The organism is Asticcacaulis sp. (genome assembly GCF_051956075.1).
In the GTDB taxonomy this organism is placed as follows: Bacteria; Pseudomonadota; Alphaproteobacteria; order Caulobacterales; family Caulobacteraceae; genus Asticcacaulis.
The window spans coordinates 163,398-176,270 of the sequence record NZ_JBQCGA010000060.1; the positions used below are offsets into that span (position 1 = coordinate 163,398).

General features: G+C 62.7%; 10 protein-coding genes. 7 read left to right on the forward strand and 3 right to left on the reverse strand.

The window, feature by feature from the left end; all coding sequences use genetic code 11:
- Window positions 1-126: 126 nt before the first annotated feature.
- The 7 genes from ACTHLA_RS16080 to ACTHLA_RS16110 all read left to right on the forward strand — a co-directional run bounded on the left by ACTHLA_RS16080 (window position 127) and on the right by ACTHLA_RS16110 (window position 8,708).
- Window positions 127-1,182 (forward strand): LacI family DNA-binding transcriptional regulator, encoded by a 1,056-nt coding sequence (locus ACTHLA_RS16080; RefSeq protein ID WP_440191688.1) that lies wholly within the window; start codon window positions 127-129, stop codon window positions 1,180-1,182.
- A 175-nt stretch (window positions 1,183-1,357) separates the two neighbouring features.
- Entirely contained in the window at window positions 1,358-2,539 is a 1,182-nt protein-coding gene (locus ACTHLA_RS16085; protein WP_440191691.1) for a fumarylacetoacetate hydrolase family protein, read from the forward strand.
- A gap of 38 nt (window positions 2,540-2,577) precedes the next feature.
- Window positions 2,578-3,315, forward strand: a complete 738-nt coding sequence (locus tag ACTHLA_RS16090; RefSeq protein ID WP_440191694.1) for an SDR family NAD(P)-dependent oxidoreductase — start codon at window positions 2,578-2,580, stop codon at window positions 3,313-3,315.
- 60 nt (window positions 3,316-3,375) lie between these two features.
- Complete coding sequence (locus ACTHLA_RS16095; protein WP_440191697.1) at window positions 3,376-4,320, forward strand: SMP-30/gluconolactonase/LRE family protein; 945 nt, start codon at window positions 3,376-3,378, stop codon at window positions 4,318-4,320.
- A complete protein-coding gene (locus ACTHLA_RS16100) occupies window positions 4,313-6,103 on the forward strand; it encodes an IlvD/Edd family dehydratase (protein WP_440191700.1) in 1,791 nt (596 codons plus the stop codon). Before ACTHLA_RS16095 ends, ACTHLA_RS16100 begins: the two co-directional genes overlap by 8 nt.
- Before the next feature lie 242 nt (window positions 6,104-6,345).
- The gene (locus ACTHLA_RS16105; RefSeq protein ID WP_440191703.1) at window positions 6,346-7,785 is read left to right on the forward strand and encodes a sugar porter family MFS transporter; all 1,440 of its coding nucleotides are present in this window, start codon (window positions 6,346-6,348) and stop codon (window positions 7,783-7,785) included.
- A 77-nt stretch (window positions 7,786-7,862) separates the two neighbouring features.
- Complete coding sequence (locus ACTHLA_RS16110) at window positions 7,863-8,708, forward strand: aldose 1-epimerase (RefSeq protein WP_440191707.1); 846 nt, start codon at window positions 7,863-7,865, stop codon at window positions 8,706-8,708.
- A gap of 6 nt (window positions 8,709-8,714) precedes the next feature.
- Here ACTHLA_RS16110 and ACTHLA_RS16115 read toward each other — a convergent pair whose 3' ends face one another.
- The 3 genes from ACTHLA_RS16115 to ACTHLA_RS16125 all read right to left on the reverse strand — a co-directional run bounded on the left by ACTHLA_RS16115 (window position 8,715) and on the right by ACTHLA_RS16125 (window position 12,860).
- Window positions 8,715-9,689: an aldo/keto reductase gene (locus ACTHLA_RS16115; RefSeq protein ID WP_440191710.1), complete on the reverse strand. Its 975-nt coding sequence runs from the start codon at window positions 9,687-9,689 to the stop codon at window positions 8,715-8,717.
- Between the two features lie 133 nt (window positions 9,690-9,822).
- Window positions 9,823-10,074 carry a hypothetical protein gene (locus tag ACTHLA_RS16120; protein ID WP_440191713.1) on the reverse strand — a complete coding sequence of 84 codons (252 nt, stop codon included), beginning with the start codon at window positions 10,072-10,074 and terminating at the stop codon, window positions 9,823-9,825.
- A gap of 98 nt (window positions 10,075-10,172) precedes the next feature.
- Window positions 10,173-12,860, reverse strand: coding sequence for a glycoside hydrolase family 3 C-terminal domain-containing protein (locus tag ACTHLA_RS16125; RefSeq protein WP_440191716.1), 2,688 nt, complete (start codon window positions 12,858-12,860; stop codon window positions 10,173-10,175).
- Window positions 12,861-12,873 lie beyond the last annotated feature (13 nt).

The window sequence follows — 12,873 nt, forward strand, 5'->3', positions numbered from 1 at the left end:
AGGAATCTATTTTTATGAATAAAAGCACCATTGCGCGTCAGGAATTGCCAAGCGCAATGCGCCGTCCTATACAGGCGGATCAAGCAATAAACGGCCGGGCAAAGCCGTGTGGCAAAGGGTCAGGGCGTGGCGCGTAAGCTGGGTCGTCGAAGCGGAAATATCGTCACCATTCATGATGTCGCGCGCCATGTCGGTGTCTCGCCGATGACGGTGTCGCGGGTCATCAACGGCGAGAAAAATGTGCGCGAGGAGACGCGCGCCAAGGTGATGGCCGCCGTCGAGGCGCTCAACTATTCGCCCAATCTGGCGGCGCGTTCGCTGGCGACGCAGGATTCGGCGCGCATCGGGCTGTTGTACTCCAACCCCTCCTTGGCCTTTCTGAGCGAGTTCCTGCTCGGCATCCTGTCGGAAAGCTCGCAAAGCGGCGTGCAATTGCTGATCGAATCCTGCGAAGGCCCCGAAGGCGCCACCGCGGCGCTGGAAAAGATGAAGGCGTCGGGCTGCGACGGCGTCATCCTGTCGCCGCCTCTGTCGGATTCGACGCGCGTCGCCGCGACGCTGAACCAGATGAAGCTGCCCTTTGTCGGCGTCGCGATGGCGCGTCCGGCGGATGACGTCAACGCCGTCACTATCGACGATTTCAAGGCCGCCAAGGCGATGACCCGCCGCCTGATCGAACTGGGCCACAAACGGATCGCCTTCATCAAGGGCCATCCGACCGCCTATGCCAGCCAGACGCGCTATGAAGGCTTCGAGGCGGCGATGGACAAGGCGGAGTTGGGCGTCGATCCGGCCTTTGTGGCGCAGGGCTTCTTCACCTATCGCTCCGGCTTCGACGCCGCTGAACGTCTGTTGAGCCAGAAAGAGCGCCCCACCGCGATCTTCGCCTCCAATGACGACATGGCCGCCGGCGCCGTCGCCGCCGCGCACCGGCTGGGTTTGGATGTGCCGCGCGACGTCACCATTGTCGGCTTCGACGACACGGCCATGGCCTCGTCGGTGTGGCCGGAGCTGACCACGGTGCGCCAGCCGATCGCCGACATGGCGGGCATGGCCGTGCGCCTGCTGACCGACGCCATCCGCGCGCACCGCTCCGGCAAGCCGTTCGAGCCGGTGCGCGAAATCCGCGACTTTTCCCTGATTGAGCGTCAATCCTCAGCGGAGGCCGCCTCCGGGACGTGAAACCAGAGCCTGTTTGTAAGATTATTTGCTTGACTTACGCGGCCATCTGCAAGATTGGTAGCGCTAACAAAAGAGGCCCGTCCTCGCGCCGGGTCAAATCAGGTTGAGACGAAACCACCGCGCTTTTCGGCGCACGATATAAAGCCGCCCTTACGAGTTGAGGAATAAGATCGCTATGTCCGCAAACGACGCCCTGGCCTTCCTGCCGAACGACTGGCGCGAGGCCACCCTGATCGGCCGCATCGAGCTGCCGGAAGGCCCGACCCCGATCATGGTGACGGGCGGCGAGGTTTATGACATGACGCCGGTGGCGCCGACCGTGTCGCAACTGCTGGCCGCGTGGCCGGACACAGGCCTTCCGTCCGGCGGGCGCCGTCTGGGCAGGCTGGAGGATTTCCACTTCGGCAAGCTGTGGTCGGGTGAACGCGCGGGCGCGCAACTCCTGTCGCCGATCGACCTGCAATGCGTGAAGGCGGCGGGCGTCACCTTCGCCGTCTCGGCGGTCGAGCGCGTGATCGAGGAGCGCGCGCGCGGCGACGCCGATAAGGCGCAGGCGATTCGCAACGCTTTGGCCGAGCGCGTCGGCTCCGATATCCGTTCGGTCAAGCCGGGCTCGCCCGAAGCGATGAAGCTGAAGGACGCGCTGATACACGACGGCCTGTGGTCGCAATATCTCGAAGTCGCCATCGGCCCGGACGCCGAGGTCTTCACCAAGTCGCCGGTCCTGTCCAGCGTCGGTTGGGGCGAGGAGGTCGGGGTGCGCTCCGATTCGACCTGGAACAATCCAGAGCCGGAAGTGGTCATGGTGGTGACGCCGGAGGGCCGCGCCGTCGGCGCCACGCTCGGCAACGACGTCAACCTGCGCTGCTTCGAAGGCCGCTCGGCCCTGCTGCTGGGCAAGGCCAAGGACAATAACGCCTCGTGCGCGCTGGGACCGTTCATCCGCATGTTCGACGACGGCTTTACCATCGACGATGTGCGCGCCGCCGTGCTTGACCTCAAGATCGACGGGCCGGAAGGTTACGAACTGGTCGGGCGCTCGACCATGAGCGAGATCAGCCGCGATCCGCTGGAGCTGGTGCGTCAGGCGATGAGCGAACATCACTATCCGGACGGCTTCGTGCTGATGCTCGGCACGTTGTTTGCACCGACGCAGGATCGCGATGTTCCGGGCCGCGGCTTCACGCACAAGGTCGGCGACGTGGTCAAGGTCGCGACGCCGAAACTCGGCTGTCTGGAAAACCGCGTCACGACCTCGAAGGAGGCGCGTCACTGGACCTTCGGTATCACGGCGCTGATGCAGAATCTGGCTGCGCGTGGGTTGCTGGGTGGAACTCAGGCGCGCAAATTCGGCTAAAAAACAGATAAAGTTGAGAAGAAAAGCGAGTTTTTTTGATGTCTTCAGCCATTTATCCCAGCCTTAAAGGCCGCAAGGTGCTGGTCACCGGCGGCGGTTCGGGCATTGGCGCCGGTCTGGTTGCGGGCTTCGCGCAGCAGGGCGCCAAGGTGCATTTTATCGATCTGGTCGATGAGATTTCCGCGACCCTGCCGGACAATCGCCCGGTGTTTTACAAGTGCGACCTGACCGACACGTCAGCGCTGGAAAAGACGCTGGCCGATATTCTGGCCGACGGTCCGGTCCATGTGCTGATCAACAATGCCGCGCGCGACGATCGCCATTCTCTGGAAGAGATAACCTCCGAATTTTTCGACAAAAATATCGGCGTCAACCTCAAGCACCTCGTCATGTGTACGCGCGTCGTGGCCCCGGCCATGAAGGCGGCTGGCGGCGGCGTCATCCTGAATTTCGGCTCGATCTCCTGGCATCTGGGCCTGCCGGATCTGGCGCTCTATGAGACCGCCAAGGCGGGCATCGAAGGCTTCACGCGCGCCATGGCGCGGGAGCTTGGCCGTGACAACATCCGTTGTAACGCCATCATTCCCGGCAATGTGAAGACCCCGCGCCAGATGAAGTGGTACACGCCGGAAGGCGAGAAGCAGATCGTTGACGCGCAATGCCTTGACGGGCGTCTGTTGCCGGAAAACGTCGCCTCTCTGGCCCTGTTCCTGGCCTCCGACGACGCCAGCCTGCTGACCGCGCACAGCTACTGGATCGACGCGGGCTGGCGGTAGGTTTATCCTGATGCTTCCCGTCTGTGACGGGAAGCAGGGCTGACTTTGACAGAGGCGTCGATGACTGATCTTTTCCAACCTGTCTGCGTCTGGGATCTCAAGGCCACGCTGGGCGAAGGCCCGGTCTGGAGCGCGCGCGACAAGGCCGTCTGGTTCGTCGACATCAAACAGAGCCAAGTGCATCGTTACGACGCCGAAATCGGTTCTTACCAAAGTTATACCGCCCCGTCGCCCTGCGGTTTTCTGGTCCCGAAACGCAGCGGCGGCTTCATTGTCGGCTGCAAGACCGGGCTTTACGATTTCGATCCGCAGACCGGCGATTTCACGCTTCGCAGCCATGTCGAGCCGGGCCTTCCCGACAACCGCCTGAACGACGGCTATGTCGATCATCAGGGCCGCCTGTGGTTCGGCTCGATGCACGACCCTGAGGAACATTCCACAGGCAAGCTCTACCGCCTCGATGCGCGCGGCCTCAAGGTCATGGACGACGACTATGTCATCACCAACGGTCCGGCGGTCAGCCCCGACGGCAGGACGCTCTATCACAACGACACGCTGAAAAAGATCATCTACGCCTTTGATCTGAGCGGCGATGGCGAGATCACGAACAAGCGCGTGTTTGCTCGCCTCGACGCCGACCAACCCGCCGATGTCGCCAGCGCGCCGTGCTACGCGCATGAGCTGGAGACGCGCAAAGCGCACGGCGACGGCTATATGGATGGCCCGATCGTCGATTCGGCGGGCAATGTCTGGAACGCCCTGTTCTTCGGCTGGGGCGTCAATTGCTACGCGCCGGACGGACGCCTGTTACGCAAGGTGCGCTTTCCCGTCTCCAATGTCACCAAGATCGCCTTTGGCGGTCCCGATCTGAAAACCGTCTATGCCACGACCGCCGCCAAGGGCCTGTCGGCGGACGACCTGAAAGCCCAGCCCCTGGCCGGGGGCCTGTTCCGCTTCGATGTCGATATTCCCGGCCAGAAACAAAACGAGATTGCAGATGTCTGATACGCGCAAACCCCATACGCCGAACGGGCGCTTCCGCTCGCAGGAATGGTTCGACGCTCCCGGCCATATCGACATGGCGGCGCTCTATCTGGAGCGCTTCATGAACTACGGCATCACGCCGCAGGAGCTGCGTTCGGGCCGTCCGATCATTGGTTTCGCGCAGTCGGGCAGCGATATCGCCCCGTGCAACCGCATCCATCTCGAACTGGCCAAGCGTACGCGCGAAGGTATCCGCGACGCGGGCGGCGTGTGCATGGAGTTCCCGACGCATCCGATCTTCGAAAACTGCCGCCGACCGACCGCCGCCATCGACCGCAACCTGTCGATGATGACCCTGATCGAGATCCTGCACGCCTATCCGCTTGACGCGGTGGTGCTGACCACGGGCTGCGACAAGACGACTCCGGCGGGCATCATGGCCGCAACGGCGGTCGATATTCCGGCCATCGTCCTGTCGGGCGGGCCGATGCTGGACGGGTATCATAATGGCGAGCTTGTCGGCTCCGGCACGGTCATCTGGCGCTCGCGCCGCGCCCTGGCGGCGGGCAAGATCACCGAAGAAGAGTTTTTCGACGCCGCCTGTTCCTCGGCGCCGTCGGCGGGTCATTGCAACACCATGGGCACGGCCTCGACCATGAACGCCGTCGCAGAAACGCTTGGCCTGTCTTTACCCGGCTGTTCGGCGATTCCGGCCCCCTATCGCGAACGCGCCCAAATGGCCTATGAAACAGGCCGCCGCATCGTCGAAATGGCCTATGAAGACCTCAAGCCGTCGAAGATTCTCAGCAAGGCCTCCTTCCTGAACGCCATCGCCGCGGTCGCCGCCATGGGCGGTTCGACCAACGCCCAGCCGCATATCATCGCCATGGCGCGCCATGCCGGGGTCGAGCTGACTGAGGCCGACTGGATGGCCGCGCACGATATTCCGCTGATCCTCAACATGCAGCCTTCTGGCAAGTACTTAGGCGAGCGCTTCCACCGCGCGGGCGGCGTTCCGGCCATCCTGCACGAACTGCTGGTCGCCAACCGCCTCGACGGAACCGCGCGCACGGTGACCGGCCAGACCATCGCGGAAAATATCGAAGGCCGCGAAACGCAGGATCGCGAAATGATCACCACGGTGGCCGAACCGCTGATGGAGCGCGCCGGGTTCCTGCTCTTGAAGGGTAATCTGTTCGACGTCGCCATCATGAAGACCAGCGTGATCTCGGACGAGTTCCGCCAGCGCTACCTGTCGAAGCCCGGCAGCGAAAATGTCTTTGAATGCAAGGCGGTGGTGTTCGATGGCTCGGACGATTATCACAAGCGTATTAACGACGAATCGCTCGGCATCGACGAGAACACCATACTGGTCATTCGCGGTTCCGGTCCGATCGGCTGGCCGGGTTCGGCCGAGGTCGTCAATATGCAGCCGCCCGACGCCCTGCTGAAGAAGGGCATCACCTCGCTGCCGACGCTGGGCGACGGGCGACAGTCCGGCACATCGGATTCGCCCTCCATCCTCAACGCCTCGCCGGAAAGCGCGGCGGGCGGGGGCCTTGCTTACTTACGCACCGGCGACATCATCCGCATCGATCTCAATAAGGGCGAGTGCAATATGCTGGTCAGCGACGCGGTCATTGCGGAACGCAAAAAAGACGGCCTTCCGCCGATTCCGGCCTCGATGACGGTGTGGCAGGAGATTTACCGCGACACGGTCTCGCAACTGCACACGGGGGCCGTCATGGAACCGGCCCTGAAATATCAACGCATCGCCGAGAAAATGCCGCGTCATAACCACTAGGTCTGTTGCGCCGCAACCTTGGTAGCGTTAACAAAAATGCGTCCGTTTTGACATCAAAGCGGGCGCAAAGCCTTAAAATATCTCGCTTCTTTGGATAGGAACGCTTGCGCGTCCGACACGCTGCCATTAAGAGTTCATTAAGCGGCAGTATAAACACGAGCGGGCGATGAGAACCCGTAAAGCCACATAAGCCGTGAATTTAAGGTCCGGGCGCCACGCCCGCAGGTAGGGAGAATTTGAGGATGTCCTCAACCACGAAGACCGTGAACATGGGTCTTGTCATGGGGCTCGCCATCGGCGCGGCTCTGGGCGGGCTTCTGTTCGGCTACGACACCGCCGTGATTTCCGGCGCTGTCGACGCCATCGATCATAATTTCGTTCAGCCGCGCGCCGACCTCAGCGAAATCGCGCGCAACGCCATGACCGGCAACGCGGTCGGCATCGCCCTGTGGGGGTGTTTCGCCGGTTCGCTGGTCGCCGGACCGCTGGCCACCGCTCTGGGCCGCCGCACCGGCATGCTGATCGCCGCCGTCATCTTCTTCGCCTCGTCAATCCTGGCCGGTTATCCGGAAACGGGCTTCGGCGGTCCGGGCAGCCTGGGCGTTCACGCTCTGACGCCGTTTATGATCTACCGTTTCTGCGGCGGCGTCGCCATCGGCATGGCCTCGCTGATCTCGCCCATGTACATCGCCGAGATCGCGCCCGCCAAGCAGCGCGGCCTGCTCGTGACCTTCCAGCAGGTCGCCATCGTCGGCGGCATGCTGCTCGTCTATTTCGTCAACCTCAAAATCGCTCAGATGGGCGGCGCCAATAACGACGCCTTCGTCCTCAGCACCGGCTGGCGCTACATGCTGGCCAGTTGCGCGATTCCGGCGGCCCTGTTCTTCCTGGCGGCCCTGTTCATGCCGGACACGCCGCGCTGGTACGTCATGAAGGGCAAGGAAGACAAGGCGATGAAGGTTCTTGTCCAGCTCGACGGCGAGGACGAGGCCAAGATCACAATGGCCGAAATCAAGGCCAGCCTGGCGCAACATTCGGGCAAGCTGTTCTCCTTCGGAGTCGGCGTGATCCTGGTCGGCGTACTGCTGTCCGTCTTCCAGCAGTTCGTCGGCATCAACGCCGTGCTGTATTATGCGCCGCTGATGTTTAAGAATATGGGCTCCGGCACCGATACGGCGCTTCTGCAAACCGTGATCGTCGGCGCGGCCAATGTGCTGTTCACCATCGTCGCCCTGTTCACCGTCGATCTGTGGGGCCGCAAGCCGTTGCTGATCCTTGGCGCCATCATCATGGCGGTGGCCATGTTTGCGCTCGGCATTCTGTTCCAGAACCATACCGAAGGCAATCTGCTGCTGTTTTCGGCCATTCTCTACATCGCCGGTTTCGCCATGTCGTGGGGTCCGGTTGTGTGGGTGCTTCTGTCGGAAATGTTCCCGAACTCGATCAAGGGCCCGGCTATGGCTATCGGCGTCGGCGCGCAATGGATCTCCAACTACGTCGTCACCGCGTCGTTCAAGGTCATTGACGGCGATACCCACATCAACGCCATGTTCAATCACGGCCTGAACTACTACGTCTATGGCGTCTGCTCGGTCCTGGCCGCTTTGTTCGTCTGGAAGTTCGTGCCGGAAACCAAGAACCGCCGCCTCGAAGAGATCGAGGCTCTGTGGAAGAAAGACTAGGCTTTGCGTAAATCGGGGGCGGAGTTCGGCCACGGACTCCGCCCCCTTTGCTATTTTAAGCGACGAAAGGCAGGATAATGCTGCGCTTAAGCTGTGGGGACAGCGTCCTCGATCTCAATCCCGATCTCGGCGGCTCGATCGCGCGCTTCACGCACAAGGGCGCCGACGTCATGCGACCAACGCCGGACGATGCGACGGACGTGCTGCAATCGTCCTGTTTTCCACTGGTCCCGTTCTGCAACCGCATTCGCGACGGAAAATTCGTCGTCGAAGGCCACAAGGTCCAGCTTTCTCCCAATCTCGGCGACAGCCCGCACACCCTGCACGGCCAGGGCTGGCGCAATGCCTGGCGGGTGGTCGAGGCGTCGGCCTCGCGCGCCGTCCTCAGCTATCGCCACGGCGCCGACGAATGGCCGTGGGATTACGAGGCGACACAGGTGTTCGAACTGCGCGACAAGGGCCTGCGCGTCTATCTCAATGTCACCAACCTGTCGCGCGGTCATATGCCCGCCGGGCTTGGTTTTCATCCCTATTTCAACCTGACGGACCAGACGCGGCTCAAGGCGCATGTCGACGGCGTATGGATTTCCGACGACGAGGTGCTGCCGCGCAACTGGCATGCGGGCGTATTGTTCAAGGACTGGACGCATGGCGACGCGCTGAAGTTCGATAAGCTGATCGACAATTGCTACACAGGCTTTCATGGCCGCGCCGAGGTCTTTGAGGGGCAGAATCTCACCCATGTTCTGCGCGCCTCGCCCGATTGCCACTGGCTGCACATCTATGTGCCGCTGGGCGAAGACTATTTCTGCGCCGAACCGGTCAACCACATGCCCGATCCGTTCAACCAGCCCAATTCCGGCATGAAATGCCTGAAGGCGGGTGAGACGCGCATGATCTGGATGGATATCGCCCTCGCCTGAGGCCTTTCACGGCGTCGGCGCGTCGGCGCGCAGCAGATTTTCGGCTTTCAGATCGCTCCATAACGTAGCCGGAATCGTCATCGCCATCATCTCGACATTGGCGCGGACCTCATCGGGCGAGGCCATACCGGCCACAACGGCGGCGACCGCCGGATGCGCCAAAGGAAATTGCAGGGCTGCGGCGGGCAGGGGGACGCCGTGCGCGGCGCAGATCGCGTCAAGAGCGGCGGCGCGCTGGCGGAGGGCTTCGGGCGCGGGGGCGTAATTATAGGTTGCGCCGCCGCACAACAGGCCGGAATTGAACGGTCCGGCGGCGATCACCTGGACGCCGCGACGTTCGCACAAGGGTAGAAACGTGTCGAGCGCCCCCTGTTCCAGCAAGGTGTAGCGTCCGGCCAGCATCGCCACGTCGAGATCGGCATGGCCCAGCACGGTTTCAATGATCTCGCTTTCATTGACGCCGAGGCCGATGGCCGAAATCACGCCCTGATCTTTCAAATTGCGCATGGCGCGGTAGCCGCCATCGAGAAAATCTCGCAGGTGACGCGGATGCTCGGCGCCATGTGTGACAGCCCCCAGATCGTGGGCCAGCAAGATATCGATGCGGTCGCGTCTTAAACGTTTGAGGCTGCTTTCAAACGACGCCATAACGCTGTCATAAGTATAGTCGAACTCCGGTTCGAACGGGTCGCCATCGACAAAGCCGTGCCGCTCCGTTCCCGGCGGCGGCGGCGCAATCGGCTTCAGCACGCGTCCGATCTTGCTGGACAGCAGGCAAGCGCCGACATGGCCGCCCAGATGGCTCCCCAGACGGCGTTCCGAAAGCCCCTGCCCGTAATGCGGGGCCGTGTCGATATAGCCGATCCCCGCGCTCAGGGCGCTCGTCAGGGTCGCTTCCGCCGCCGCATCGCTTAAAGGACGATAGAGATTGCCCAAAGGCGCTGCGCCGAGTCCAAGACGCGGAAAAGCCTGAGAAAACATGAAGCGAGAGTCCCTGCGTATTTATTTTTGAAAATTAGTCTTACAAATAAAAAATTTCGCCGACAAGAGAAGAAAACGAACACAAAAAAGCCCGGTCATATGACCGGGCTCAATACCGTAAGTCCTTATGTCGTCAGGACTTATCGCCGACATCCTCGGTGTGGGTCGGGGTCAGGCCCTTATCGTTCCAGACCTTATCATTCTTGTCGCGCACCGCCTTGGGGTCGCGCGGCTTGCCTTCTGAGTCATAGTCTTCGCCGGGCTTGGTTTCGGTGACGCCGGTGGTGTCGGTGTCGCGGTTCCACGGCGTAACCTGCGGTTCATAGGTCGGGCCGCTGTCGGATGCGCCGGCATTGGGGGGAACCTGAGCGTAATTTCTCGTCATGAGACGCCTCCTTTTACTGAACGTCGCCGCTTAGTCTAGGCGCTCTGCGATAAGGGCGGGATCGGAAAACCGTCCCGCCCCGCTCAGGAATGCGTAAGCTATTTCGGCAGATCGGCCGCGCCGGTCACGGTCAGAGTCGCGCTGACGGTCTGCGCATAGCCCGGCTGGCCGCCGCCGAGGCTGATCTCGTAATCGCCCGGCACGACCTTGCGATCGCCGTTCTGATTGACCTGCGACAGGGCGCGGGCGTCGAGCGGCAGGGTGACGGTCTGGCTTTCGCCCGCCTTGAGATGAACGCGCGTGAAGCCTGCCAGCGACGGATGGCCCGCTGCGCCCGGACGTTTAACGTAAAGCTCGACGACATCCTCGCCGTCGCGCGCGCCGGTATTGCTGACCTTAACCGCAGCGGTTACAGGGGCGCCCGCTGTGATCGACGGCGCTGACAGGGACGGAGCAGCGTAGGCGAAGCTCGTATAGCTCAGGCCCTGTCCAAACGGATGTAAGACCTTGCCGTCGAAATAACGGTAAGTGCGGCCCTGCATGGCGTAATTTTCAAACGGCGGCAGTTCGCTGATATCGGCATAGATGGTGTAGGGCAGGCGGCCCGACGGATTGTTCTGGCCCGTCAGGGTGTTGGCGATCGCCTGACCGCCCATGACGCCGGGATACCAGGCTTGCAGGATGGCGTCGGCATTCTGTTCGACCCACGGATCGGAAATTTCGCCGCCGGTCATATAGACCACGATCAGCGGCTTGCCGGTCGCCTTGACCGCCTCCAGCATCTGCTGCTGCGCCTGCGGCAAGGCGAGATTTGTGCGATCGCCGCCGTGGAAGCCCGGATAATCGACCTTCATCTCCTCGCCTTCCAGATCCGGCGACAGGCCGACAAGGGCGACCACAGCGTCGCTGGCCTTCGCCGCCGCGACGGCCTCGGCGCGCAGGACGTCGGACGGCGCAACCCAGTCAAAAGAGGAGGCGCGGTCTTCGGTGGCGCGCACATAGTCGATGCGGATGCTGTGCGGCTTCGTATCGGCGAATGTTACCTCGACCGGATGGCCGGGTTGGGCGCACATGCCGGAATTGCACTTGGGTGGCGGGGCGCCGGTAATGCCGGTCAGTTCCGGCGAGACGACCAGCTTATCGTCGATCCACACCTTGACGTTCGGTTCCGGCTGGCCGGGACGCGGGGGCGTCATGCGGAAGCCGATCTGATACCGGCCCGGCGTCGGGGGCGTTATAACACCCGTCCAACGCACCGAAAAACCAAGCGGCTTCAAGCCCTTAGGGGCGGTATGATACCAGTCGAAATTGATCACGCGGTCGGTGCGCGTAAAGGCGGGCTGGCCTGTAAAGTTGGTATTGTCGAAATATTGCCCCGTAAGGCCGTGAACGGCGCTGTCCGCCGCCGGTTTCAGATAGGTTTCCGGCACCGGCATCCGCATCCCCTCGGTCAGCGGCGCGCCTTCGGCGTACAGCACATTGTTCGCGCCAAAGGCGTCGCGCAGGGCGGGCAGGGGCAGGGACGGATCGGGCGGCGAGCCGGTGTAATTGCCCTCAATGCTTTGCAGCAGGTCGGCGTTCGGGCCAATGACGGCGATCTTTTTCACGCCGTTCAGCGGCAGGGCGCCGCCGTTTTTCAGCAGCACCATGCCTTCTTCGGCGGCGCGCAGCGCCAGCAGGCGATGTTCGGGCGCATTGAGGTCACTGGCCGGAATGTGGTCGTAGAGGCTGCCGTCGATCAGGCCCATGCGGATGCGGGCGACCATCAGTCGTTCCAGCGACGTATCGACCTCCGCCTCGCTGATCAGCCCTTCCTTCACCGCCTGCGGCAGGGCGGCGTAGGTCGCGCCGCAATCGAGGTCGGTTCCCGCCTTGACCGCCGCCGCCGCCGCGTGGGCCGCGTCCGGTTCCGACTTGTGGCCGGTGACCATATCGTCCACTGCGTCGCAATCGGAGACGATAAAGCCCTTGAACCCCCAGTCCTTGCGGATGCGGTCGGCCAGCAGCGGGCTGGCGCACATCGGGAAGCTGTCGGTGGCGTTATAGGCGCACATGGTCGAATAGGCGTGGCCCTCGGTGAAGGCGGCGCGGAAGGCGGGCAGATAGGTGTCTTCCAGATCGAACTTCGACACCGGCACATTGAAGCCGTGGCGCAGGGGCTCCGGGCCGGAATGGACGGCGAAATGCTTGGGCGTGGCCACGCCCTCAAACACGCCGTCCGTCTGTTGCTGGATGCCGGTAATGAAGCCGACCGCCATCTGACCGGTCAGGTACGGGTCTTCGCCATAGGTCTCCTGCCCGCGGCCCCAGCGCGGATCGCGGAAGATGTTGATGTTCGGCGACCAGTAGTTGACGCCGTAATAGCGGTCGGTGCCGGACGGATCGCGCGCCATCGCGGCGTTGTGATTGGCGCGGCCCTCATCGGAGATCGCCTTGCCGATGTCGTTCATAAGCCCTGCGTCCCAGGTCGCGGCCAGTCCGATAGCCTGCGGATAGACGGTGGTGTGTCCGGCGCGCGCCACGCCGTGCAGCACCTCGTTCCACCAGCCGTAGCGCTTCAGGCCGAGGCGCGGAATCGCCGGGGCGTTGTCCTGCATCTGCGCCGCTTTTTCGTCCAGCGTCATGCGCGAGACGAGGTCTTTGGCGCGCGCTTCCGGCGTCAACGACGCATCGAGATATGCGCATGGCTTGTCGGCGCAGGCCGACGGGGTTTCAGCCAGGGCGGGCAGGGCGGAGGCGCTGGCCAGCAGCAGGGCCAGCGAAAGCGTGGGACGCAGGCGCGACATGGGTATCTCCTGA